The sequence below is a fragment of the Burkholderia sp. Tr-20355 genome (assembly GCF_017104685.1).
In the GTDB taxonomy this organism is placed as follows: Bacteria; Pseudomonadota; Gammaproteobacteria; order Burkholderiales; family Burkholderiaceae; genus Burkholderia; species Burkholderia seminalis.
The window spans coordinates 1-23,789 of sequence record NZ_JAAGPK010000132.1 but is presented as its reverse complement, the minus strand read 5'-3'; the positions used below and the strand labels follow the sequence as shown (position 1 = coordinate 23,789).

At 68.5% G+C, this 23,789-nt stretch carries 23 protein-coding genes and 3 pseudogenes; 14 read left to right on the top strand and 12 right to left on the bottom strand.

Features of this window, described 5'->3' with window-relative positions; all coding sequences use genetic code 11:
• A pseudogene (locus tag G3N62_RS26040) lies at positions 1 to 125 on the top strand (glycosyltransferase family 1 protein); the annotation flags it as partial.
• Here G3N62_RS26040 and G3N62_RS26035 read toward each other — a convergent pair.
• Positions 122 to 553 (bottom strand): annotated as a pseudogene (locus G3N62_RS26035) (AraC family transcriptional regulator); the annotation flags it as partial. The pseudogenes G3N62_RS26040 and G3N62_RS26035 overlap by 4 nt on opposite strands.
• 147 nt (positions 554 to 700) lie before the next feature.
• On the opposite strand from G3N62_RS26035, the gene G3N62_RS26030 reads away from it, so the two are divergent.
• Both G3N62_RS26030 and G3N62_RS26025 read left to right on the top strand, forming a co-directional pair.
• Positions 701 to 2,092: a cytochrome P450 gene (locus G3N62_RS26030; protein WP_260449314.1), complete on the top strand. Its 1,392-nt coding sequence runs from the start codon at positions 701 to 703 to the stop codon at positions 2,090 to 2,092.
• Positions 2,093 to 2,264: 172 nt separating this feature from the next.
• Positions 2,265 to 2,570 carry a panthothenate synthetase gene (locus tag G3N62_RS26025; protein WP_034191456.1) on the top strand — a complete coding sequence of 102 codons (306 nt, stop codon included), beginning with the start codon at positions 2,265 to 2,267 and terminating at the stop codon, positions 2,568 to 2,570.
• Positions 2,571 to 2,642: 72 nt separating this feature from the next.
• On the opposite strand, the gene G3N62_RS26020 is transcribed toward G3N62_RS26025, so the two are convergent.
• The gene (locus G3N62_RS26020) at positions 2,643 to 3,026 is read right to left on the bottom strand and encodes a hypothetical protein (RefSeq protein WP_034191455.1); all 384 of its coding nucleotides are present in this window, start codon (positions 3,024 to 3,026) and stop codon (positions 2,643 to 2,645) included.
• Positions 3,027 to 3,164: 138 nt separating this feature from the next.
• The gene (locus G3N62_RS26015; protein WP_034191454.1) at positions 3,165 to 3,965 is read right to left on the bottom strand and encodes a LuxR C-terminal-related transcriptional regulator; all 801 of its coding nucleotides are present in this window, start codon (positions 3,963 to 3,965) and stop codon (positions 3,165 to 3,167) included.
• Between the two features lie 132 nt (positions 3,966 to 4,097).
• Between G3N62_RS26015 and G3N62_RS26010 the strand changes: the two genes are divergently transcribed.
• Both G3N62_RS26010 and G3N62_RS26005 read left to right on the top strand, forming a co-directional pair.
• A complete protein-coding gene (locus tag G3N62_RS26010) occupies positions 4,098 to 5,504 on the top strand; it encodes an APC family permease (RefSeq protein WP_124669350.1) in 1,407 nt (468 codons plus the stop codon).
• Between the two features lie 64 nt (positions 5,505 to 5,568).
• The gene (locus tag G3N62_RS26005) at positions 5,569 to 6,678 is read left to right on the top strand and encodes a P1 family peptidase (protein WP_124669349.1); all 1,110 of its coding nucleotides are present in this window, start codon (positions 5,569 to 5,571) and stop codon (positions 6,676 to 6,678) included.
• Positions 6,679 to 6,816: 138 nt separating this feature from the next.
• On the opposite strand, the gene G3N62_RS26000 is transcribed toward G3N62_RS26005, so the two are convergent.
• Positions 6,817 to 7,029: a hypothetical protein gene (locus G3N62_RS26000; RefSeq protein ID WP_034191451.1), complete on the bottom strand. Its 213-nt coding sequence runs from the start codon at positions 7,027 to 7,029 to the stop codon at positions 6,817 to 6,819.
• Between the two features lie 137 nt (positions 7,030 to 7,166).
• The gene (locus G3N62_RS25995; protein ID WP_034191450.1) at positions 7,167 to 9,350 is read right to left on the bottom strand and encodes an FUSC family protein; all 2,184 of its coding nucleotides are present in this window, start codon (positions 9,348 to 9,350) and stop codon (positions 7,167 to 7,169) included.
• A gap of 200 nt (positions 9,351 to 9,550) precedes the next feature.
• Here G3N62_RS25995 and G3N62_RS25990 point away from each other — a divergent pair, with 200 nt between their 5' ends.
• Positions 9,551 to 10,498, top strand: coding sequence for a LysR family transcriptional regulator (locus tag G3N62_RS25990; protein ID WP_124669348.1), 948 nt, complete (start codon positions 9,551 to 9,553; stop codon positions 10,496 to 10,498).
• 119 nt (positions 10,499 to 10,617) lie between these two features.
• Here G3N62_RS25990 and G3N62_RS25985 read toward each other — a convergent pair whose 3' ends face one another.
• Together G3N62_RS25985 and G3N62_RS25980 are read right to left on the bottom strand one after the other, a co-directional pair.
• Positions 10,618 to 10,920 carry a DUF4148 domain-containing protein gene (locus G3N62_RS25985; protein WP_059556501.1) on the bottom strand — a complete coding sequence of 101 codons (303 nt, stop codon included), beginning with the start codon at positions 10,918 to 10,920 and terminating at the stop codon, positions 10,618 to 10,620.
• Positions 10,921 to 11,126: 206 nt separating this feature from the next.
• The gene (locus G3N62_RS25980; RefSeq protein ID WP_069705345.1) at positions 11,127 to 12,269 is read right to left on the bottom strand and encodes a porin; all 1,143 of its coding nucleotides are present in this window, start codon (positions 12,267 to 12,269) and stop codon (positions 11,127 to 11,129) included.
• Between G3N62_RS25980 and G3N62_RS25975 the strand changes: the two genes are divergently transcribed.
• From G3N62_RS25975 to G3N62_RS25965, 3 genes are all read left to right on the top strand, one after another.
• Entirely contained in the window at positions 12,268 to 12,441 is a 174-nt protein-coding gene (locus G3N62_RS25975; protein ID WP_154233832.1) for a hypothetical protein, read from the top strand. The two genes, G3N62_RS25980 and G3N62_RS25975, sit on opposite strands and share 2 nt — an antisense overlap.
• Positions 12,442 to 12,607: 166 nt before the next feature.
• Positions 12,608 to 13,849, top strand: coding sequence for a cytosine deaminase (gene codA, locus G3N62_RS25970; RefSeq protein WP_034191446.1), 1,242 nt, complete (start codon positions 12,608 to 12,610; stop codon positions 13,847 to 13,849).
• Positions 13,850 to 14,013: 164 nt separating this feature from the next.
• Positions 14,014 to 15,348, top strand: a complete 1,335-nt coding sequence (locus G3N62_RS25965) for a chloride channel protein (protein WP_124669419.1) — start codon at positions 14,014 to 14,016, stop codon at positions 15,346 to 15,348.
• A gap of 271 nt (positions 15,349 to 15,619) precedes the next feature.
• Here the strand turns inward: G3N62_RS25965 and G3N62_RS25960 are convergent, their stop codons facing one another.
• From G3N62_RS25960 to G3N62_RS25945, 4 genes are all read right to left on the bottom strand, one after another.
• Complete coding sequence (locus G3N62_RS25960; protein ID WP_124669347.1) at positions 15,620 to 16,948, bottom strand: MFS transporter; 1,329 nt, start codon at positions 16,946 to 16,948, stop codon at positions 15,620 to 15,622.
• Positions 16,949 to 17,169: 221 nt separating this feature from the next.
• Complete coding sequence (locus G3N62_RS25955) at positions 17,170 to 18,102, bottom strand: 3-keto-5-aminohexanoate cleavage protein (RefSeq protein ID WP_034191444.1); 933 nt, start codon at positions 18,100 to 18,102, stop codon at positions 17,170 to 17,172.
• A 35-nt stretch (positions 18,103 to 18,137) separates the two neighbouring features.
• A complete protein-coding gene (locus G3N62_RS25950) occupies positions 18,138 to 18,944 on the bottom strand; it encodes an SDR family oxidoreductase (protein WP_124669346.1) in 807 nt (268 codons plus the stop codon).
• Positions 18,913 to 19,713, bottom strand: coding sequence for a GntR family transcriptional regulator (locus G3N62_RS25945; protein ID WP_277399651.1), 801 nt, complete (start codon positions 19,711 to 19,713; stop codon positions 18,913 to 18,915). Before G3N62_RS25945 ends, G3N62_RS25950 begins: the two co-directional genes overlap by 32 nt.
• A 181-nt stretch (positions 19,714 to 19,894) precedes the next feature.
• Here G3N62_RS25945 and G3N62_RS36450 point away from each other — a divergent pair.
• A pseudogene (locus tag G3N62_RS36450) lies at positions 19,895 to 19,942 on the top strand (hypothetical protein); the annotation flags it as partial.
• A 180-nt stretch (positions 19,943 to 20,122) separates the two neighbouring features.
• Here G3N62_RS36450 and G3N62_RS25935 read toward each other — a convergent pair.
• Positions 20,123 to 20,914 carry an IclR family transcriptional regulator gene (locus tag G3N62_RS25935; RefSeq protein ID WP_124669345.1) on the bottom strand — a complete coding sequence of 264 codons (792 nt, stop codon included), beginning with the start codon at positions 20,912 to 20,914 and terminating at the stop codon, positions 20,123 to 20,125.
• Positions 20,915 to 21,075: 161 nt separating this feature from the next.
• Between G3N62_RS25935 and G3N62_RS25930 the strand changes: the two genes are divergently transcribed.
• From G3N62_RS25930 to G3N62_RS25915, 4 genes are all read left to right on the top strand, one after another.
• Positions 21,076 to 21,852 (top strand): ABC transporter substrate-binding protein, encoded by a 777-nt coding sequence (locus G3N62_RS25930; protein ID WP_034191440.1) that lies wholly within the window; start codon positions 21,076 to 21,078, stop codon positions 21,850 to 21,852.
• Positions 21,853 to 21,940: 88 nt separating this feature from the next.
• Positions 21,941 to 22,597: an amino acid ABC transporter permease gene (locus G3N62_RS25925; protein WP_034191439.1), complete on the top strand. Its 657-nt coding sequence runs from the start codon at positions 21,941 to 21,943 to the stop codon at positions 22,595 to 22,597.
• Positions 22,594 to 23,349 (top strand): amino acid ABC transporter ATP-binding protein, encoded by a 756-nt coding sequence (locus G3N62_RS25920; RefSeq protein WP_059556505.1) that lies wholly within the window; start codon positions 22,594 to 22,596, stop codon positions 23,347 to 23,349. The genes G3N62_RS25925 and G3N62_RS25920 overlap by 4 nt, the downstream gene beginning before the upstream one ends.
• Positions 23,346 to 23,789, top strand: a 444-nt coding sequence (locus G3N62_RS25915) for an FAD-dependent oxidoreductase (protein WP_206141339.1), incomplete at its 3' end; no start/stop codon positions are given. The genes G3N62_RS25920 and G3N62_RS25915, both read left to right, overlap by 4 nt.

Sequence of the window (23,789 nt, the reverse complement as noted above, 5' to 3'; positions counted from 1 at the left end):
TGAAGGTCGGCGGCTTCTGGCCGTCGAATCTCGTCAAGCAGCAGGTGTTCGCGCTGAAGAGCGCGGCCTGGCTGCGCGCGCATCGCGGCGAATACGACGTGCTGCACGTGAACGGCTTCATCTCGTGAATCTCGGGCAGCCCGATCCCGAACAGCACGCGGGCCGCGTCGGCATGGAAGCAGACGATGCCGCCCTGACCGGTGGTCGGCGCCCAGCTGACGGTCGGCGCCGACTGGCTGCCCGACAGCGTGGCCGACGCGCCGAACGCGCGCCAGCGCGGGCCGTCGGGCGCGCTCTCGACGAGCCCCGCGTCGAGAGCGCGATACCACGCGAGACAGACGAGCGGTGACGCCGGGAAGTGCGTCAGCCGCTGCGCTGCGTCCAGCGCGAAGCCGCGCGTGTCGCGGCAGATGATCGCGACCACCGCGCCTTGCAACGCGGCCGGCGCCGGATACAGCCGCGCATGCGGCGCGCGGCCGCCGCGCAGCACGCGCGGCGCGCGCGCGAGCGGATCGGGGCATGACGGCAGGATCGGGGGCGGGCCGGAGCACATGACGCCGGAGTATAGGGACGGCCTGCATGCGTGTCGATGTCGTTTGCGTTCAAGACCGCCGCCGCGTCGCCGCGGACAATCCGCCGCATGAACCCGCGAACCTCCTCCCCATGTCCCTTCCATGCGGGCGCCGCAGCACCGGCGCCCGTGCTTCACCCGCCCGGCGTATGGCCGCCGGGGCCGCGCGCCGGCCTGACGGGGTGGTCATTGCTGCGCGCGATGTCGCGCGACCTGCTCGGCACGCTCGCGGGCTGGCAGCGCGAGCATGGCGACGTCGTGCACTTGCGCATGTGGCCCGAGCACGTGGTGGCCGTGACCGATCCCGCGCTCGTGCGCGAACTGCTGGTCACGCATCACGATGCGCTCGTGCGCTGGGAGCGCGGCATCCGCGTGTTCTCGCAGGTACACGGGCACAGCGTGCTGGTGGCCGAAGGCGACGCATGGCGCGACAAGCGGCACGCGTTGCAGCCGAATTTCATGCCGAAGCCGGTACAGGCGTTCGTTCCGGCGATCGCCGCGACGGCCGGCCATGCGCTCGCGCAATGGCCCGCGCACGACGCGCGTTGGCCGATCGAAAGCGCGCTGACGTCGCTCGCGATGGACGTGATCATGCGCACGATGTTTTCCGATGCGATCGGCGAGGATGCGCGCGTGGCCGAGGCCGCCGTGCGCACGGTGAGCGCCGTGTCCAATGCCGAGTTCTACCAGCCGGTGAGCGCACCGGACTGGATGCCGTGGAAGCACGGCAAGGCGCGGGCGCTCGCGGTGCTGAACGGGCTGATCGACCGGCAACTGCATGCGCGTCTCGACCGTGCCGAGCACGGCTGGCCCGACGATCTGCTGTCGCGCCTGCTGCGGCTGCATCGCGCCGACGCGCGCGTCTGGCCGCTGAAGGCCGTGCGCGACGAATGCATGACGGCGTTCCTGGCCGGACACGAGACGGCCGCTGCCACGCTGACCTGGTGGGCGTGGAGCATGGCGGCGCATCCGGACGTGCAGGCTGCCGCGCGGGACGAGGTCGTGCGCGTGCTGGACGGTCGCGCGCCGAGCACCGACACGCGCGCGGCATTGCGCTACCTGACGCAGACGCTCGAGGAAACGATGCGGCTGTACCCGGCGGCGCCGATCCTGATCAGCCGTCGCGCATCGCGGCCGGTTGCGCTGGGCACCTGGCAGTTTCCCGCGCGGACGCTGTTCATGCTGCCGTTGCAGTTGATGCATCTCGACGAACGCTGGTTTCCCGAGCCGCATGCGTTCCGGCCGGCGCGCTTCGCCGACGACGCGCCGCCGCTGCCGCGCGGCGCGTACATGCCGTTCGGCACCGGCCCGCGCGTGTGCCTCGGGCAGCATCTGGCGATGACGGAGATGACCGTGGTGGCCGCGATGCTCCTGCAGCGCTACGTGCTGTCGGTTCCGCCCGGCATGGCGCCGCCGCGACCGGTGTTGAACGTGACGCTGCGGCCGCGGCAGGCGTTGCATCTGGCGATCGCGTCGCCGGGGCTGACGGCCGAGGCGGCCTCGGCACAAGGGCCGGCGTGACCGAGCCGGTCACGCGCGCATCGCGCGAGTGACGACCGTGCAAGCGATGCCGTGTCGTCGAATCGTCGGAACGTGAATGCATGCCGGCAACGGTGTTCGGCGTCCTGGCGCGGCGTCGCGCAGCACCTATGCTTGAAGGGCCCAGGCCGGGCGGACCCAACGGAGGACGGTCATGCGCATGCTTCTCAACATACGAATTCCTCACGAGCCGTTCAATACGCTGGTGCGCGACGGCAGCGTCGGCGACGTGATCTCGCGAATACTCGAGGCGGTCAAGCCGGAGGCCGTGTATTTCACGGAGCAGAGCGGCGGGCGCGGCGCGGTCGTGATCGTCAATCTGGACGACCCGTCGCAAATCCCGGCGCTCGCGGAGCCGTGGTTCCTGATGTTGAATGCGGACTGCGAGTTCCGCGTGGTGATGCTGCCGGACGATCTGCGGAACGCCGGGCTCGCGCAACTCGGCGCGAAGTGGCGGTAGCAGGATGCCGCGCATGGCCGTGCCCCTGCCCGACAACGGGGCGGGAGGCATGGCGCGGCGTTCGCGTGCCGACTATCGCGCAGGCCGCGACGGCTCGACGTGTGCCGCCGGCCGGTCTTTCGGCCGGCACAGCAACAGCAGGCCGCTCAGCGCCGCCGCGCCGAGGAAAACGAAAAAGCACCGCGCGTTCCATGCGTTCAGGCTGTCGGATGCCACGCCGCCGGCATTTCCGGCCGTGGTGCCGGCTTCGAGCAGGAACGTGAAGACCGCCGGCACCGGCGCGGAGCCCAGGTAGGCGAGGAATGCGAACTGCAGCCGGCCGCGCGTCAGGATCGACCAGACGTCCTTGCCCATCAGGCAGGCGGCCAGCACCACGGGCGGCACGAGCACGATCGAAGCGGCGCTGACGGCACACAGCAGCAGCCAGCCAAGTCCGATGAGCGGAACGAGCGACATGAATCGGGTCTCCTGTATCGGGGCGGCCGTGTGGTCGGCGAAACCTCCGTGCCTGCTTCACCGGCCGATCACGGCGTGAATCGATGCACGGATAGTGCCCGATTCCGCGCCCGTTGCCATCTACCGCGATCGAGGCGTTCACCCGGCCGCATCTTCCCCGAGCGCCCGGATGAACCGCGAAAACAGCTCGGGCTGCGATGAAATCCCGAGCTTCGCGTACAGATGGCGCCGATGCACCTTCACCGTTTCGGGCGATATCGCCAGCCGCTCGGCGATCGCCTTCGACGAATTGCCGCGCAGCACCATGCGCGCGATCGACATCTCGCGGTCGGTCAGCACGCCCGCGCCGAAGCGCGCGAGCGCCTGCTCGACGCGCGCGCCGAGATCGGCGTCGGGCGTCGCGCGTGCGGCGTCGCCCACCAGCCGCCAGTGCTGCCGCATCGCCGCGAGCACCCACGGCATCGCGGCCGTCAGCTTGCCGAGCGGCTCGACGTCGAAGCGCGCGGCCGCGCCGAGCGACAGCGACAACAGCGTATCGGCGTTCGGCCGCACGAGAATCTGGATCTCGTCGTCGCCGACCGCATCGCGGAAATAGCTGAGGAAATATTCGCTTTGCCGGAACAGGTCGGGCGCGACTTCCTCGAGCCGGTAGCAGCCGTCGGCGAGCCCGTCGTGCGCGGCCTGCAGGAACGGGTCGAGCAGATACACGCCGTTCAGGTAGAGCGGCACGGGCGATGCGTTGTCGGTGCCGCCGGTGTCGTATTCGTCGAGCACGAGCGGCACGCCGTCGCGGCCGACCGCGGTCGCGAGCGCGTTGTCGAACGGCACCATTTCGTTGAGCAGCAGCACCAGGAACCGCCAGAAGCGCGGCTGGCCGAGATGATCGATTGCGCGGCCAAGCGCCTGATGCATCGCGATTTCGGAAAAGAGACGATCCATACCACCACCGGAAGGGCGTAACACGAAGGGGGAATAGCGGTCCTGAAATTGGCTTCCTAGACTGCCACGCAATCAATCGGGCCCGAGTATGGGTGTTCAAAAATTGGCAGCAAAGGAGCACAGGAGAACGAAATGGCGATGATGTCGGAATCGACGGGTAGCCTGCAAGCGGCGCCTGCAACGGAAGACGCGCCGCGCGCGCTGTCGCAGACGCTCAGCGTGCGCGATGCGGTGATGATCACCGTATCGGGCGTGACGCCTGCCAGCTCGATCTTCGTGATCGCGCCGTTCGCGATCCAGCAGGCCGGCAGCGGCGCGGTGCTGTCGTTCGTGCTCGGCGGCGTGCTTGCACTGGCGTTCGCGCTTTGCTACGCGGAGCTCAGCGCCGCGCACCGCAGCGCGGGCGGCGAATACGTGATGGCCAAGCGCGTGTTCGGCACGCTGCCCGGCTACCTGACCTTCATCACGGTGCTGTCCGTCAGCGTGTTCATCCCGGCCGTGCTCGCGAGCGGCGCCGCGCCCTACCTGAACAACGCGCTCGGCACGCACTTCGGCAACCAGTCGGTCGCGCTGACGATCGTGCTGCTCAGCTATCTGCTCGGCATGCTGAACATCAAGACGAACGCGTGGATCACCGGCGCGTTCCTGGTCGTCGAGATCGGCGTGCTGATGCTGATCGCGGGGCTCGGCTTCGGTTCGCCGCATCGCGGCGCCGACGTGCTGATCGCGCCGGTCGTCGCGAGCGGCAACGCGCTCGTGCCGGCGACGCTCGCGGCCGTCGTGCCGGCGATCGGCACCGCGATCTTCTGCTACAACGGCTTCGGCTCGGCCGCGTATCTCGCGGAAGACCTGCGCGGCGGCAACCGCAACGTCGCGAAGGCGGTGATCTATTCGCTGCTCGTGATCCTCGTCGTCGAACTGGTGCCGCTCACCGCGATCGTGCTCGGCGCGCCGTCGCTCACGGAACTGACGAAGAGTGCCGACCCGATCGGCTATGTGGTGCGTTCGCTGAGCAACCCGGCCGTGTCGCGCGTGGTCAGCGGCGGGATCTTCCTGTCGGTGTTCAACGCGATCATCGCGATCGTGATCACGATGGGCCGCCTGCTGTACAGCAGCGGCCGGCATGCACTCTGGTCGCGCGCCTGCAACCGCGCATTCTCGACGATCCATCCGCGCCTCCAATCGCCGTGGCTCGCGACGCTCGCGCTGGCGGTGCCGTCGGCCGGGCTCGTGTTCGTGTCGAGCCTCGACGAGCTGACCGCGTTCACGGTCGACCTGCTGCTGCTGATCTACCTGGTCGTCGGGCTGGCCGCGCTCGCGAGCCGGTTCGTGCGTCGCGACGTCGAGCATCATTACCGGATGCCGCTGTGGCCCGTGACGCCGCTCGTCGCGGTGGCCGGCGCGGCCTACACGCTGTACACGACGCTGGCGACCGCGACGAAGTCGACCGACCTGATCATCATCGCGGGGCTGCTGGCCGCCGCACTCGTGATGTACGGGGTATGGGCGCGCCAAAGCGAAGCGTTCCGCGCGCTCTGAGCGGCGGATCGACACCTTGCAGCATCGACATACCGAACCACGGAAAGACTGGAGGAACTACATCATGCGCACGAGGGATCTCGGCATCCGCATCGGGCTCGGCACGCCGGGCCGCTTCAACGCGATCACGGACGTACCGGGCGTGCGGGTCGGACATTGCACGCTGAACGTCGAGAACGGCGACGCATCGATCCGCACCGGCGTGACCGTCATCGAGCCGCGCGCGGGCGCCGCGCACGATTCGCCGTGCTTCGCGGGCGTGCACGTGCTGAACGGCAACGGCGACGCGACGGGGCTCGAATGGATCCGCGAGGCCGGCCTGCTGACGACGCCGATCGCCTATACGAACACGCACAGCGTCGGCACGGTGCGCGACGCGCTCGTCGCGAACGAGCGTGCAGCGGCGGCCGGCCGCGTGTACTGGTGCATGCCGGTCGTGATGGAAACCTACGACGGGCTGCTGAACGACATCTGGGGGCAGCACGTGAGCGCCGCGCACCTGCAGCGCGCGCTGGCCGCCGCGCAGTCGGGGCCGGTCGCGGAAGGCGGCGTCGGCGGCGGCACGGGGATGATCTGCCACGAGTTCAAGGGCGGCATCGGCACCGCCTCGCGCGTGCTCGCGAACGATGCGGGCGGCTGGACCGTCGGCGCGCTCGTCCAGGCAAACTACGGCGTGCGCGAAATGCTGCGGGTGGCCGGCTACCCGGTCGGCGAGGTGCTGCGGCACGTGCATTCGCCGTTCCGCGACCAGGGCGCCAAAGGCGAGCCGGGCATGGGATCGATCGTCGTGACGCTCGCGACCGATGCGCCGCTTCTGCCGCATCAGTGCACGCGCCTCGCGCAGCGCGCGAGCGTCGGGCTCGCACGCGTCGGCGGCGGTACCGAGGATTCGAGCGGCGACGTCTTCCTGGCATTCGCAACGGGCAACGACGGCCTGCCCGCGGCGAACTACGGCAGCAAGAGCGCGCCGACCACCGATCTGAAGATGGTCAACAACGACCACATTTCCGCGCTGTTCGTCGCGGCGGCGGAAGCGGTGGAGGAAGCGATCGTGAATGCGCTGGTCGCGGGCGGCGACGTCGAATCGCGCGGTGCGCGGGTCGAGGGGCTCGGGCAGGCGCGCCTGCTCGATGCGTTGCGCGAAGTGGGGTGGCGGCCGGGGCGCGGCGCCTGAAACGGCGAGCGCCGCTTCAATCGAAGCGGCGTGGAACGGGGCGGCGATGCGGCGATCGGCCGGACCGCCGTCCGCCCGCGCATGCGATGCATGCCGTGCGGGCGATGCGGGCCTGGCCGTGACAACGCGGCGTCATGCTCAGCTGCCGAAGTAGATGTTGCAGAAGCTGACCGGGCCGACACAGGCGTTCGGGTCTTCCTGCTTCGATTGCGAACGATCGACACGGCCCGCGGCCTTGACGGCTTCGGCGCGGTTCGCCTGTTGCGGTGCGGCGTCCGCCGGCGCCGGCTGTGCGTGGGCGACAGCGGCGGTGAGCGACAGGGCAACGAGGGCGAGGTGCAGCGGCTTCATTTTGGGTTCTCCTGGGTGAGTGCCAGTCGCGCTGGCAGTGAGAAAACTATAGGCTCGCACTGCTTAAAGATTAATCACCGGGGCTGTAGAGCTTATTTCCATCCGGAACAAGGATCCCGTTGCGCACGCATCGATCCTCAATGGCGGCGCCGGTTGAACGGCGCATCCTTGTCGAGCAGCGCGGTGCGCATGAAGTGCAGGCAGCCGACGATCCGCTGCATGCTCCGGCGCGCATCGGGCACCGCGTACCAGGCCTGCAGCGTGTGCTGCGCCGCGCGGATCGCGAGATTCACCGATTTCAGCGTGCGTGCGTGATGGCCGGGCGTCGGGTCGTCGAAGAAGCGCGGCAGCTCGTGCAGCACCGCGTCGATCGAGGTGGTCCAGCGCAGCGTCTGCGGCGGTTTCGAGGCACTGAACGCGCGCAGCTCGTCGCGCAGGTCGATCACGGCGTGGCCGACCTCGAGCGTCGACAGCATCCAGCGCATGGCGTCGCGGTGCTGCCGGGTACGCCGCACGAGCAACGTGCGCAGTTGCGCCATCAGGTCGTGTGTACTCGACTGGAAACGCTGCGCGAGGCCGACCGGCGCGCCTTCGCACGCGAGCGTGACCTGGCGGCGCAGGTCGTGGGCGATGCGGCCGGTGAGCCACGGCATGTGGGTCGGGAAGACGACCGCGAACACGAGCGAGCACGCGAGCATCGCGACGACGATCGCCAGCCCGTTGTTGATCAGCACTTCGGGCGTATACGCGATCGCGTTGTCGGGGCCGGCGAGCAGGCAGAAGAACACCGCGAAGCCGATCCCGTAGCCGGACAGGCCGGGCCGCATGGCCAGGAACGCGCCGAGGCCGAGCACCGGCGCGAGCGTCGCGCACAGCAGCGGGAAGCCGTCGATGTTCGGATACACGTAGCACAGGAACACGTAGCCGACGGCGGTCGCGAACGCCGCGCCGACGCTCATCTGCGCGACGAACTTCGGCGCGCGCGGCGACGTCGAGCTGAGCGCGCACGCGATCGCGGTGGCGATCACGGCGAGCGAGCCGCTCGGCCATTCGGACGCGATCCAGAACGCACTCATCGCGCCGACGGCCACTACCGTGCGCAGGAACGCGAAGCCGACGAAGAACGCATTGGTCTTCACTGCGTAATGCGTGACGGAGCGCTCGAACGCGTGATCGTCCTGGTCGAGCGACGCGTAGGTATCGGCGTAGCCGAGGTATTCGCCGATGAAGCGGTACATCAGCTCGATCGCGGTATCGAAGTCGAGCAGGCCGCCCGCGGCATGTTCCTCGATGGTTCGGCGCGACGCGCGCGCGGCCTTCGGCAATGCACCGTGGAAGCGGCGCAGTTCGAGCAGCGCGCCGGTGGCCGGCGTGATGCCGCGCGGCCGCTCGTCGCGCAGTGCCGCGAAGCGCAGGGCGAGCGCGTCGACGTGCGGCGCGAGCGCAGCGAGCACCGCGTCCGACTGGTTCGCGCGCAGGCGCTTGACGAGTTGGTGCAGCGCATGCAGCCGCGTGCAGGCATTCATGAACTCGCTGTTCAGCCGTGCAAGGCGGCGGCTGCGCGCGCGAATGTGCGGATCCTCGAACGACGCGAACGCGCGGTTGGCCTCGAAACCGACGATGTCGTCGACGAAATCGGCAAAGCGCCGCTCGAAATCGCCGCGCGCGACGTCGCCAGCCAGCGCACCGGCGGCGAACGCCGCGAATGTCGCATGGCGCGCGCTCAGCGAGCGCATCAGCGCCTTCGCGGAACTCAGCGGCAGGATCAGCGCGCTGACCGCGCCCGAGCAGGCGATGCCGAGCGCGACTTCCGCGGCGCGGGTGAGCGCGGACTGGAACAGCGTCTGCGGCGTCATCACGGCCGGCAGGCCGATCAGCGCGGCCGTGTAGCCGGCGAGCACGAAGCCGTACCAGCGGAAGTGGCGGTTGCGTACCGCGAGCGCGATACAGCCGCCGATCCACAGCGTGATGCCGGCCATGTACAGCTCGGGCTGCTGCGCGAACAGCCCGCCGAGCGCGAGCGCGGCGACGAGGCCGGCCGCCGTGCCGAGCACGCGATAGAAGCTCTTCGCGAACACCATGCCCGAGAGCGGCTGCATCAGCACGAACACGGTCGTCATCGCCGTGCGCGGCTGGGACATCTCGAGGCGCATCGCGATGCCCATCGCCAGCAGTGCCGCAAGCACGGTTTTCGCGAGATGCAGCCAGATCAGCCCGTCGCGGGTCGCCCAGTCGCGCGCGGCGTCGCCGAGCGGTTCGAGCCAGGCCCTCCATCGCGCGGGTTCGATGGAAGATTGCTCGATCGCAGGTGGTGGCTTCATGAAAAGAGGGGGCCGAGGCGGGGCCGGGGCGGGGCCGCGGCGCATCCGAACGGGTCCGTTCGACTGGTGAGGCGCCGATTGTAGGAGTGCGGCGCGTGCGCATTAACGCAGCTCCGGGGAAACGATAGTTGCAGCCGGAGTAACAATCTGTCGCATCCAGTGGAGGAAAATAGCGGTTCCGCTACAGGTTGCTCACAGGAATGGATACCCTACAAAACATGCGGGTGTTTTCGCGCGTCGTCGAGACGGGCAGCTTCACGGCCGCGGCGCAATCGCTGAATTCGACGACGGGCGCGATGTCGCGCGCGGTGTCGGAACTCGAGGCGCGGCTGCGCACCCGTCTGATGAATCGCTCGACACGCCGTCTCGCGCTCACGTCGGCCGGCGAAAGCTATCTGCGGCGCTGCCGCCAGATCCTCGCCGACGTCGACCGTGCGGAAGAAGAAGCGAGTTGCGCGCACGAACGGCCGGCCGGCGTGTTGCGCATGCACAGCTTCGCGAGCGTCGGTCACCACTACGTCTTGCCCGCGCTGACGCGTTATCACGCGCAGTTCCCGGACGTGTCGATCGAGCTGTCGCTGTCGCAGCGCATGCCCGACCTGTTCGACGGCACCAGCGACATGGCCGTCGTGACCGCGTCGTCACTGCCCGATTCGGAACTCGTGTCGCACCTGCTCGGCTCCACGTTCAGCATCCTGTGCGCGTCGCCCGACTATGTGAAACGGCACGGTGCGCCGGCCCGTCCGCAGGATCTCGCCGCGCATGCGTGCCTGACGCTGTGCACGCCCGCGTTCCCGACGCACGAGTGGGTGCTCGAGGGCCCCGAAGGCGTCGAGCAGATCCACGTCTCGGGGCCGGTGCAGACCAATACGGCCGAATCGCTCGCGCTGGCGATCCGCGACGGCATCGGGATCGGCATGCTGCCGCTGTACGCGGCGATCGACGCACTGCGCGACGGCACGCTCTTGCGCGTGCTGCCCGCGCACATCCTGCAGAAGATGAACGTGTACGCGCTGTATCCGTCGCGCCGTTTCGTCGATGCGAAGGTGCGGACCTGGGTCGAGATGCTGCGTGCGCAGGTGCCGGGCATGATCGCGCGCGACGTCGAGATGCTGAACGCGATCGACCGCGAACCGCAGGCTGCCTGAAGGCCTGCACGCCGGGCGCACACGGGGGCGCCGTGTCCTGTCCGGCTTCTTCACGCATGCGCGAGACGCGCGTTGCCCGCGGAACATCCCTCGCGCGGGCGAGGCGCGTCGTCACGTCGTCACGGCGCGGGCTTCGCCGCCGCGCCGGATTCGGTGGCCGGCTGGCCGGCCGGGCCGTACGCGGCCTGCGCGGCCTTGTGTTCCGCGAGGCGCTTCGCCTGCAGCCGTTGCTGCGCGGCCATGATGTCGTCCGGATAGTTGTCGGCTTCACCGCGCGCCGGGTTGTAGCCGACCGATTCCAGATCGATCAGTTCCTGCAGCACCTGCGCGCGCGTGACGGGCGCCTGTGCCTGCTGGGCGAACGACAGGGCCGGTGCGGCAAGCAGGACGGCAGCGGCGGCGGTAACGACGAGCGATTTCACGGGGCTCTCCTGAATACGGGGTAGGTGGACGGATCGATGCGTGATGCATGACCCGAGCCTTCGACGCCAGTCTACGTAGCGGTCGCACGCACAAAAACCCCGATTCCCGGCAGGCTGCCTTCCAGATGGAACAACATTGGCGGCGCGTCGCGCGTGGCGCACGAACCGACGTTCCGTGCGCCACGCGCGACGCGGCATCACGCCGTTCAGAAGCGCGTGCGCATGCCGATCGTGCCGACGACCTGGTTCGCCGTGCTCGATGCGCCGCCCGACGTGTTGATGAACGCCTGGTAGCCGCGGCCCGACGCGTGCTGAAACATCGCTTCCGCGTACAGGTCGGTGCGGCGCGACAGCTTGTATACGGCCTGCAGGTCGACCTGGTGCCACTTCGGATCCGAGCCGTGCTTGCTGTCGGGATTCGACACGCTGGCGTCCGTGTACACGTAGGCGACGCCGAGGCTGACCGCCGGGGTGACCGCGTAGCGCACGTTCACGTCGTAGTTGTTGAATGCGACCTGGCCGGTGGCGCCGAACGAGCCCGTGTTGTCGTACTGCGAGCGCGTGTAGACGAAGCCGACCGTCGCCGGGCCGAACACGTAGCCGACGCCGCCGCCGTAGGCGCGCATGCGGTCCGAACCGATCGACCAGCCGCCCTGGTTCACACTCTTTGCCTCGGCCGAATCGGTCGCGCCGGGGCTCGCGCTCGTCGAGCCCTTCGTGCCGTTCATCTGCAGGTACGCGCCGGCCAGCTTGAGCGGGCCGTTCGTGTAGCTCGCCGCGACGCTGTACGCGCGGTTGGCGCTGAAGTTCGTCGAGTTCGAGAACGCGTACATCGCGCCGACCTTGAAACCGGCGAGCGAATCGCTCGTGTACTTGACCGCGTTGTTGATGCGCAGCGAGTGGTTCAGGTTGTCGTTGTCGAACGGATGCGCGAAGCCCGCATCGCCGAAATCGCCGGCCGTCGCGGACAGCGGCGCGACGAAGTCGACCATCGTGTCGTACTGGCGGCCGAGCGTCAGCGTGCCGTAGCCGGCCTGGCTCAGGCCGACGTACGCGTGACGGCCGAACAGCTTGCCGTCCTGGCCGAGGCCGCCGTTGTTCACGTTGAAGCCGTTCTCGAGCACGAACAGCGCCTTCAGGCCGCCGCCGAGATCCTCGGTGCCGCGCAGGCCGAAACGGCTGCCGTTGACCGTGCCGCTGGCCATGCGCCACTGCGACGCGCCGTTCACGTTGTTGGTATAGGCGATGCCGGCGTCGATCAGGCCGTACAGCGTGACCGAGCTCTGCGCATGGGCGAGCGGCGCGAACAGGGCGGCCGCGCATGCACCGGCGATCAGGGTTTTTTTCATGGTGAAGCTCCTGCGTGTGGGACGGGAAACCAAAGTTCGGCGCAAGTATAGGAACGCCCTGCGCGCGCGCGGCCGCCGGCGCGGCGAGCGCACCTTTCCGGATCCGGCAAGAGTCCTTCACAAAACCGACATGTCGCGCGGCGTGCGCGCGAGGCCGGCGGTTTTCACGTGATCGCCGACGCCGGGCTTCCGTTCGGCCGTGGCCGGCTGTCGTGCCGACGCAACATGCGCGGCGCGTGCGCGCATCGATGTTTTTCATCCATACTGGTCACCGGGATCGCACGGCCGCCGGCGCCAATCGCGCGGCGCGCGTCATGCATACAACAAGGGGCCTCCACATGAATCTGTTCAACGTACGCTTGCGCGGCCGCGACGGCCTGTTCACGATCGGCATCGACGGCGGCACGATCGCGCGGATCGATGCGCAATCCGCGCCGATCGCGCCGGCGAACCCCGGCGATATCGACGGCGGCGGCCGGCTCGCGATTCCGCCGCTCGTCGAGCCGCATATCCACCTCGATGCGGTGCTGACGGCCGGCGAGCCGGCATGGAACATGAGCGGCACGCTGTTCGAGGGCATCGAGCGCTGGGCCGAACGCAAGGCGACGATCACGCACGAGGACACGAAAGCGCGCGCGCATGCGGCGATCGGCATGCTGCGCGACCATGGAATCCAGCACGTGCGCACGCACGTCGACGTGACCGATCCGACGCTCGCCGCGCTGAAGGCGATGCTGGAAGTGAAGGACGAGGCGCGCGGGCTGATCGACCTGCAGATCGTCGCGTTTCCGCAGGAGGGCATCGAATCGTTCGACGGCGGCCGCGCGTTGATGGAGCAGGCGATCGACCTCGGCGCGGATGTTGTCGGCGGCATTCCGCATTTCGAGAACACGCGCGAGCAGGGCGTCAGCTCGATCGGCTTCCTGATGGACCTCGCGGAACGCACCGGCTGCCTCGTCGACGTGCATTGCGACGAGACCGACGACCCGCATTCGCGCTTTCTGGAAGTGCTCGCCGAAGCCGCGCGCGTGCGCGGGATGGGCGCCCGCGTGACCGCGAGCCACACGACCGCGATGGGCTCGTACGACAACGCGTACTGCTCGAAGCTGTTCCGGCTGCTGAAGCGCGCGGGCCTGAACTTCATCTCGTGCCCGACCGAGAGCATCCACCTGCAAGGACGCTTCGATACGTTTCCGAAGCGGCGCGGCGTCACGCGCGTCGCCGAACTCGACCGCGCCGGGCTCAACGTGTGCTTCGGGCAGGATTCGATCAAGGATCCGTGGTATCCGCTCGGCAACGGCAACATCCTGCGCGTGCTCGACGCGGGCCTCCATATCTGCCACATGATGGGTTACGAGGACCTGCAGCGCTGCCTCGACTTCGTGACCGACCACAGCGCGACGGCGCTGCATCTCGGCGACGGCTACGGCATCGCGGCCGGGCGTCCGGCGAATCTCGTGGTGCTCGACGCGGACAGCGACTACGAAGCCGTGCGCCGGCAGGCGAAGGCCACGCTGTCGGTTCGCCACGGGAAGGTGATCATGCGGCGCGAACCGGAGCGCGTGACGTATCCGGACTGACGCGGAAGGCGGGGCGCACGGCCTCGTCCGATCTCATGTATTCATCAGATGCATGAGTCGATGCTAAAAATACGTTTGTCTCATGATCGGTGCGGGCCTACGATGCGGTCCTGACGACGGTGCGCGTGTTGCGCGCCGTCCTTTCGATCCCGTTCGCCGACCTCATGCGCCTCGATCTGCCGTCCGCTCCCGCATCCTCTCCGCCGCCTGCCAGCCCGTTCGCGCGGATGGCCGTCGTCACGGTCCTGACCGGTCTTGGCGCGGGCCTGGGCGGCATGCTGCTCGCGCTGCTGCTGCATGCGATCCAGCACATCGCGTACGGCTACAGCATCGCGCACGTGATCGGTTCCGAGAGCTTCCTCGACGGGGTGACCGGCGCCGATCCGCTGCGCCGGGTCGCGGTGCTGACCGTCTGCGGAATCGTCGCCGGTGGCGGCTGGTGGGCGCTCTACCGGTATGGCCGGCCGCTCGTCAGCATCCGCCGCGCGGTGCGTGCGGCCGATCCGCGGATGCCGTTCGTCAGCACGACGGTTCACGCGCTGCTGCAGATCGTCACCGTTGCGCTCGGCTCGCCGCTGGGCCGCGAAGTCGCACCGCGCGAGATCGGTTCGCTGCTGGCCGGGCGGTTTGCGCACGCCGCGGGGCTCACGCCCGACGACTGCCGGCTGATGGTCGCGTGCGGCGCCGGCGCGGGCCTCGCGGCGGTCTACAACGTGCCGCTCGGCGGCGCGATCTTCGTGCTCGAAGTGCTGCTCGGCACGTTCGAGCTGCGTGCGCTGGTCGTCGCGGTCGTGACCTCGGCGATCGCGGCGGCCGTCGCGTGGATCGGCCTCGGCAACGAGCACCAGTACACGGTGCCGCCGTTCGTGCTGAGCACGCCGCTCGTCGCGTGGTCGATCGTCTGCGGGCCGCTGTTCGGTTTCGCCGCATACGGTTTCGTGCGGCTCACCACCCGCGCGCGGGCGAACGCGCCGAAAGACTGGCGGCTGCCCCTGTTCGCGCTGGTCAATTTCGTGGTGATCGGTGTGCTCGCGATGGGGTTTCCTCAACTGCTCGGCAACGGCAAGGGGCCGGCGTCGCTGGGTTTCGACGGCACGCTGACGATCGGCCTGGCCGCTGCGTTGCTCGTGCTGAAGGTGCTGATCGAGGCAGGCAGCCTGCGGGCCGGCGCGGAGGGCGGCCTGCTGACGCCAGGCCTGGCGAACGGCGCACTGATCGGCGTCGTGCTCGGCGGTCTGTGGAGCCTCGTGTGGCCGGGCGCATCGATCGGCGGGTGTGCGCTGATCGGCGCGACCGCGTTCCTGGCCGCGTCGATGCAGATGCCGATCACGGCCGTGGTGCTGCTGCTCGAATTCACGCGCGCGAATCACGACAGCCTCGTGCCGATGCTGCTGGCCGTGGCCGGCTCGCTCGTTGCGTACCGGTTCGCGCAGCGGCTGGCGGAGCGACGGGCGAGTGCGGTTGCCGCCGTGAACGCGCCTGCGACGACGGCACGCTGACGCGCCCGAGCGGCTGAGGGCGGGCCACGTCCTCTGTGTCGATTCGGCGCCGCTTACCGGGGCGCCGAGGTGTCGCGGCGCGGTGCGCGGGGTTCCTCGCGCTGCGTTTCGTGCAAAAGGGCCCGCGCTCGAGGTCATGGGATACGTCGTGACGACGCGCCAGTTTTCGGGCGCGGGGTGTGTGGCGCGGATGGATCTGTTCTGATCGAGCGGGGCGAGATCCGGGCGGCGTGCTCCGTCCGCATCTCGCCATCCCGGATCCGGCCCGCCGTCAGCCGTGCGATCGTGCGGCCCGGCGTTCGTGCCCGTGACGCAACGCGAGACTCGCGAACGCGGCGACGAGGAGCGCGGCGGCCAGCAGCGTCAGCCCGTTCTTCGCATTGCCGGTGGCCTGTTCGATCGCGCCGACGACGGTCGGCCCGACGAAGCCGCCGAGCAACCCGCACGTATTCACGAGCCCGAGTCCGCCCGCCAGTGCGCTACCGGCCAGCCGCGACGCGGGAAACGTGAAGACGATCGATTGCACGACGAAGAACATCGATGCGGCCACGCACACGCACAGGAGCCCCGCAACCGGCGACGTATGCGCCGCGCCGACCATCCCGGCCGCCATCACGACCAGCCCCGCGCACAGCATCCGGCGCGCATGCCGTGACTCGCGTGCAAAGCGCGGCAGCGTTGCGGCGCCGCATGCGGCGGCGAGCCAGGGCAGCGCGGTCAACAACCCCACCGCGAACGGCGAGAAGCGTCCCGAGGCGCCGATGATGCCCGGCAGGAAGAAAATCACCGTATAGATGGTCAACTGATGGCAGAAGTACACGAAGATCGCGAGCCAGATCTGCGGATCGCGCAGTGCCGCGCCGAACGCATGCCCGCCGTGCGTGCCGACGCCCGCATCCTGCTCGGCGGCCAGCGCGCGTTCGAGTGCGCGTCCGGTCTCCGGGGCAAGCCACGGCGCGGTGCCCGGACGATCCGGCAACCGTGCCCACACGACGAAGGCGAGCAGGATCGCCGGAATCCCTTCGACGACGAACAGCCATTGCCAGCCGTGGAAACCGAGTGTGCCGTCGAGTTCGATCAGCGCGCCGGCCAGCGGGCCGCCGACGATGTTTGCAATGCACACCCCGAGCAGGAAGTAGCCGGTGGCGCGCGCACGCTCCTCGCGACCGAACCAGTACGTCAGGTACAGCATCACGCCGGGAAACAGCCCGGCTTCGGCGGCCCCGAGCAGCAGGCGCATCACGTAGAACGACGTCTCGCCGCGGACGAACGCCATCGCGATCGACAGCGCGCCCCAGGTGATCATGATCCGCGTGATCCAGAAGCGGGCGCCGACGCGATGCATGATCAGGTTGCTCGGAATTTCGAAGAGCGCATAGGTCAGGAAGAACAGCCCCGCGCCGAGTCCGTACGCGGCCGATGAAATGCCGAGATCGACCCCCATCGAATGTTTGGCGAACGCGATGTTGGTGCGGTCGAGAAAGCTGATCACGTATGCGGCGATCAGCAACGGCATGAGTTTGCGGAACAGCAGCCGGTTCAGCGACGCGCTCGCGTCGCCGGCGGCGGAAGGCAGGGCCTGGGCGTGATGAGTGGACATGCGGACGACTCCGGTAAGGGCGAACCGGCGCGCACGGCAAGCACGGTGCGCCGCGTTCGGCAAATGCCGCTGCGGGGCATGCAGCGGATGGGCAGACGACGGAGCCGCGCCGGCGGCGCTCGAACGGAGCGGGGCGATGATGGGCGTCCGGGCGCCGGCCGGCTCGGGCCGGCGCCTTGTCACTGCGCTTGCGGGTTCGGGGGGCGGGGCGCGACCCGCGGTCAGAAATTCACCGCGTCGCCGCCCTTGAGTGCGAGCATCGCGCGCGCTTCGGCCGGTGTCGCGATCTCCAGCGATAGACCTTCGAGCACCTGGCGCATTTTCAGCACCTGCGCGGCGCTCGATTCCGCGAGTTTGCCCGGCGCGATCCACAGCGAATCCTCGAGCCCGACGCGCACGTTCGCGCCTTGTGCCGCGCCGATCGTCGCGAGCGGAATCTGGTTGCGGCCGGCACCGAGGATCGACCACACGTAGTCGCCGCCGAACAGGCGGTCGGCCGTGCGGCGCATGTGCATCAGGTCTTCCGGATGGGCACCGATCCCGCCGAGCAGGCCGAACACGCTTTGCACGAAGAACGGCGGCTTCGCGAGCCCGCGGTCGACAAAATGCGCAAGGTTGTACAGGTGTGAAATGTCGTAGCACTCGAATTCGAAACGCGTACCGTTCGCTCCGCAGCGCGTGAGGATCGTCTCGATGTCGGCGAAAGTGTTCTTGAACACCAGGTCGCGGCTCTTCTCGAGGTGTTCGCGTTCCCACGGATGCTTCAGCTCCCGAAAGCGCTCGAGCATCGGGTACAGCCCGAAGTTCATCGACCCCATGTTCAGCGAAGCGACCTCGGGCTGGAAATGCAGCGCGGGCTGCAGCCGTTCGTCGACCGTCATGTGCGGGCTACCGCCCGACGTGAGGTTGATCACCGCGTCGGTTTGCGCCTTGATGCGCGGCAGGAATTCGGCGAACACCGCCGGATCCTGGGTCGGCTTGCCGTCGGACGGATGGCGCGCGTGGAGGTGCAGGATCGCCGCGCCGGCCTCGGCGGCCGCGACGGCGGCCGTTTCGATCTCGTGCGGCGTCACGGGCAGGTACGGCGACATCGACGGCGTGTGGATCGCGCCGGTGGGCGCACAGGTGATGATGACTTTGCGAGCGTTTGCCACGGATGGATTCCTTTCGGTGAACGATGCCGGGTGCGTCACAGCACTTCGACGTTGCCGCAGACGGAGATGGCCTGCCCCGTGATTCCGTGCCCGCCCGGCGAGCACAGGAACAGCGCGGTCGCGGCGATTTCGGCCGGGTCGGTCATGCGCCGCAGCGAGATCTTCTCGAGATAGCGCTTCTCCATTTCGTCGTAACCGATGCCCAGTTGCTGCGCGCGTGCGTCGATCACGCGGCGCATCCGCGGGCCGCGCACGATGCCGGGCTGAATCGCGTTCACGCGGATGCCGAGCGGGCCCAGTTCGATCGCGAGGCTCTTCACGAGGCCGACCACGGCCCATTTCGTCGCGGCGTACGGCGTGCGGAACGCGTAGCCGAGCCGCCCGGCGACCGACGACAGCGCGATGATCGCGCCGCCATGTTTCGCGTCGCGCAGCAGCGGCACCGCACGGCGCGCGAACTGGAACTGTGCGTTCAGGTTGATCGCGACGGTTTGTTCCCACTGCACGGGGTCGATCTCGTCGATGCCGCCGGTCGGGCCGGCGATCCCCGCGTTGTTGACCAGCACGTCGAGGCCGCCGAGCGTTGCCGCGACGTCGTCGAACACGCGTTCGACGGCGGCCGGATCGGATACGTCCGCCAGCGTCGCGCTGATCGCACCGGCCCCGGCGCGCGGCGGCCGGTCGGCGAGTGCGGCCAGCGCGGCTGGCGACGCGTCGCACACATGCACGCGGGCGCCGCACTCGGCGAACGCGTCGGCGATGTGGAGGCCGATGCCCGATGCGCCGCCCGTCACGAGGACGCGCAGGCCGTCATAGGGTTTCAGCAGGTCGGAAGCTGTCATGCCGGGTTGTCTCCATCGTTGATGTTGTAGGATCGCAGCCGCCCGCGGCGGGCGGCCGCAACGGCTTTGCGTTCACGGTTCGCGGGGCCTGTTCGGCCCGCAAGGTTTCGGCGAGATCGTGTGCGGCGCCGCCGATGTCGAGCGCGATGCCGGCCCGCACGCCGGTGCCGTCGCGCCGTTCGAGGGCGTCGACGATCGCGCGGTGCGCGTCCATCGAGCGCCGCATGTGCGGGATGTCGAGCGCGACCATGTTCAGGAACGGCCCGACCCGCATCCACAAGTTCTCGACGATCGCGAGCGTGCTTTCGCTGGCGCCGTGCGCGTAGATCGCGCTGTGGAAGGCGAAATTGCTTTGCAGGTAAGCGCGCGAGCGGCCGGCTTCGACGTGCGCCTGCATCGTCTCGCAGGTCTTGCGCACGGCCGCGATCTGCGCGTCGCTCATTCGTCCGCACGCACGCTCGGCGATGCAGCCCTCGAGTGCGATCCGCACGTCGCGCAGTTCGTCGAGCATGTCGAGCGTCATCGGCGGCACGACGAGCGCGCGATTCGGGCCGTCGACCAGCGCGCGCTCGGCGCGCAGCCGCGTGAGCGCGGCGCGCACGGGCATCGTCGACGAACCGACCGCCTCGGCGACGCTGCGCAGGCTCAACGCCTGGCCGGGCGCGAAACGGCCGCTCATCAGCGCTTCGCGCAGTTGCTGGTAGACCTTGTCGGCCATCGTTTCCTGTTCGATGGCTTTCAGTGCGGGCGGGACGATACGAGGCGCCAAGGCGGGGGTTCTCCTGGGTTTGATCTGCGATCTGTGATCACACTTGCGATAGGCGAAGTGTTGACGATGCGGCGGGCGGAGTCAAGACGAACGGGATCGGGGAAAACGCCGAGGAAGGGCGGACGAAGGTTGAAGGCCAGGTACCGCTTCGGAGCATGCGCCGGACGTCATTCACGCACGGGTGGCGAAGCATCTGGCGCGGGATTATCGACATCCGGTCGTCGAAACGGATGTCGGCGACGTGAAGTTCGACTACCTGAAGTGCGTCGATCTGTACCACGGCAAAGCACGGGACGCCGCGGCGAAACAACGCGTGTGCACCCGAACGGTACCTATCGGACCAAGAAGCCGCAGAAGCCGCGCTGACGATCAAACGCCGTCGTACACCGCGCCTTCCGCGCCTCGAACCCTACTCGAGCGTCCTGATCGAATTGCTGATGCCGCGCGCGCAGTCGATCACGGCCGGCGCGAGCTTGCGGCGCGCGTCGTCGAAGGTCCAGCGGCTCGTCGGCGCAACCACGTGCACGGCCGCCACCGGCTGCCCCTGGCTGCCGAGCACGGGCGCCGCGATCGACATGTCGCCGATGAACAGTTCTTCCTGGTTGGTGGCGTAGCCTTCGCGCCGCGCGCCGTCGAGCAGCGCGACCAGTTCGTCGAGCGCCGTGACCGTGCGCGGCGTGTGCGGCGGGCGCGCCATGGCGTCGAGACGCGCGCGCGCGTCGCCGGGCGGCAGCGCGCTCAGGAATGCGCGGCCGCAGCCGGTGCAATACATCGGGATGCGGCTGCCGATCGGCATGTGGATCGGCACGAACTTCGTCGACACGAAACGCGCGACGTACACCATCTCGTCCTCGTCCGGCTCGGTGAGGTTGGTGGTTTCGCCGGTCAGGTTCGTGAGCTCCGACAGAAACGGATTCGCCACGTCGATCAGCGTATCGGCCGCGAGATAGTTGAAGCCGATCCGCATCACGTGCGGCGTGAGCTGGTAGCGCCGCGTGACCGGATGCTTGCGGATGTAGCCGAGCTTCTCGAGCGTATAGACCATGCGCTGCGCCGAGCTTTTCGTCATGCCCGCGGCGTCGGCCACTTCCGCCAGCGTAATCGTGCGCCGCTTCGCGCTGAACGCGCGCAACACGTTCAGCCCTTTCTCCAGCGACTGGTTGAACAGCAGGTCGTTTGACTGATCGGGCGACGTTTCCATGGGCAAGGGGCCGAATCGATTCGATAACGCATCATAGCGTATCGCATATCGATACTCAAGAATCTTTTCTCGATATTTTTGATTCGTTTTAAGATCGAGTCATCGTCGCAGTGTCGATCCGCGACCAGTCGGCGCACCGAAGTATTCGAGAAGGAGGCACCATGGTTTCGTTCATCAAGCGGTTCGGCGCACTGGCCGCCGGTTTCGCCACCTGCATCGCGCTCGGCGCGGCATCGCCCGGCGCCGCCGCGGCCGAGCCGACGCTGAAGGTCGGCGCGACGGCCACTGGCGTGCCGTTCACGTTTCTCGACGTCAAGAGCAATTCGATCCAGGGGATGATGGTCGATGCGATCACCGCGGCCGGGCAGTCGGCCGGCTTTCGCGTCGACGTGCAGCAGACCGTGTTCTCGGCGCTGATCCCGTCGCTCACCACGCAGAAGATCGACATCATCTCGGCCGCGATGCTGAAGACGCCGGCGCGCCAGCAGGTCGTCGACTTTTCCGACACGGTCTATTCGTTCGGCGAAGGCCTGATCGTGAAGGCGGACGACCCGGGCCGCTACACGTCGATGGACGATTTCAAGGGGCAGGTGGTCGGCGCGCAGGTCGGTACGGCGTTCGTCGACGCGCTCAACAAGAAGGGCATCTTCAAGGAAGTCCGGACCTACGATTCGATCGCGGACATCATGCGCGACGTCGCGCTCGGGCGCATCAAGGCCGGCTTCGCCGACCAGCCGATAGTCGCGTACCAGATCGAACACGGCGTCAACCGTCAGGTGCGGCTCGTGCCCGAATACCAGAGCGTCGTGAAGGGGCAGGTCTGCTTCATCGTGCGCAAGGGCGACACGGCAACGCTCGAGCAGCTCAACGGCGCGATCCGCAAGATGAAGAGCGACGGCACGCTGCAGCAGATCCTGCAGAAGTGGCACATGAGCTGAGCGCCCGTCCGGGAGGCCCGGACGGTATCGCCCGCGTGTCGCGGGCACCCACTGCGGCGCGTCGCCAGGCCGTCGCATAGGAGACCTCATGTTTTTTCAGAACGCGATCGATTTCCTGCCGATCCTGCTGAAGGGCGCGGTGGTCACGATCGAGATCACGGCATGCGCGTTCGTGCTCAGCTCGGTGCTCGGGCTGATCCTCGCATTGCTGAAGGTGTCGCGCAACCGTGTCGTGGCGACGGCCGGCAGCACGGTCGTCAACGTGATCCGCGGGCTGCCGATCATCGTGCAGCTGTTCTACATGTACTTCGTGCTGCCCGATCTCGGCATCCAGCTGTCGGCGTTCCAGGCCGGCGTGCTCGGCCTCGGCATCGCGTACTCCGCCTACCAGGCGGAAAACTTCCGCGCCGGCATCGAGGCGATCGACCGCGGCCAGATCGAGGCCGCGCACGCGATCGGCATGCGCGGCCCGATGATCATGCGGCGCGTGGTGCTGCCGCAGGCGTTCCGCATCGCGCTGCCGCCGTACGGCAACACGCTCGTGATGCTGCTGAAGGATTCATCGGTCGCATCGACGATCACGGTCGCGGAGATCACGCGCGCCGGGCAGCTGATCGCGTCGTCGACGTTCCAGAACATGAGCGTCTATACGCTCGTCGCGTTGCTGTACCTCGCGCTGGGCTTGCCGCTGATGTTCGGCGTGAACCGGCTCGGCAAGCGGCTCTCGCTGAGGAGAAGCACATGATCCGGATCGATGCGATACACAAGCGTTTCCAGCAGCACGCCGTGCTGAAGGGCGTGAGCCTCGACGTGCAGCAGGGTGAGGTCGTGTGCCTGATCGGGCCGTCCGGCTCGGGCAAGTCGACCGTGCTGCGCTGTATCAACGGCTTCGAGACTTACGACGAAGGGTCGATCACGATCGACGGCGTGAAGGTCGATGCGCATTCGAAACGCATTCACGAGCTGCGGATGCGGGTCGGCATGGTCTTCCAGCGCTTCAACCTGTTCGCGCACCGCACGGCGCTCGAGAACGTGATGGAGGGGCCCGTCCACGTGCGGCGCAGGCCGGCCGCGCAAGCGCGCGAGCAGGCCCGCGCGCTGCTCGACAAGGTCGGGCTCGCGCACCGGATGAACGCATACCCGTCCGAACTGTCGGGCGGGCAGCAGCAGCGCGTCGCGATCGCACGCGCGCTCGCGATGGAGCCGCAGGCGATCCTGTTCGACGAACCGACCTCGGCGCTCGACCCCGAACTCGTCGGCGAGGTGCTCGGCGTGATGCGCGGGCTCGCGCGCGACGGCATGACCATGGTGGTCGTCACGCACGAAATGGCGTTCGCCCGCGAGGTGGCCGATCGCGTGTGCTTCCTGCACGACGGCACCATCTGCGAAAGCGGCGCCGCGCGCGACGTGCTCACGCAGCCGAAGCATCCCCGCACGCAGGAATTCCTGCGTCGCCTGCTGGCGTCGGACGACGCCGCCAACCCGGATCGAACATGAGTGCAAGGAACGCGGCACCCGGATGGCCCGACACGCAGTGGCCCGATTCGCTGTGGGCGGCGACCGCCGCGCCGGCGCCCGATACCCCCGCGCTCGATGCGTCCGCGTCGTGCGACGTCGCGATCGTCGGCGCCGGCTTCACCGGCCTGTCGGCCGCGCTCCACCTGGCCGAACGCGGCGTGAACGTGCGCGTGATCGACGGCGCGCAGCCGGGCTGGGGGGCGTCGGGCCGCAACGGCGGGCAGGTGATTCCGGGCCTGAAATACGATCCCGACGAACTGATCCGCCGGTTCGGCGACGAGGCCGGCGAGCAGCTTGCCGGCGTGGTCGGCGGGGCGGCCGACACGGTGTTCGACCTGATCGCGCGGCACGCGATCGACTGCGACGCGCGTCGCCACGGCTGGATCCAGCCGGCGCCGACCGCCGCGATGCTCGAGACA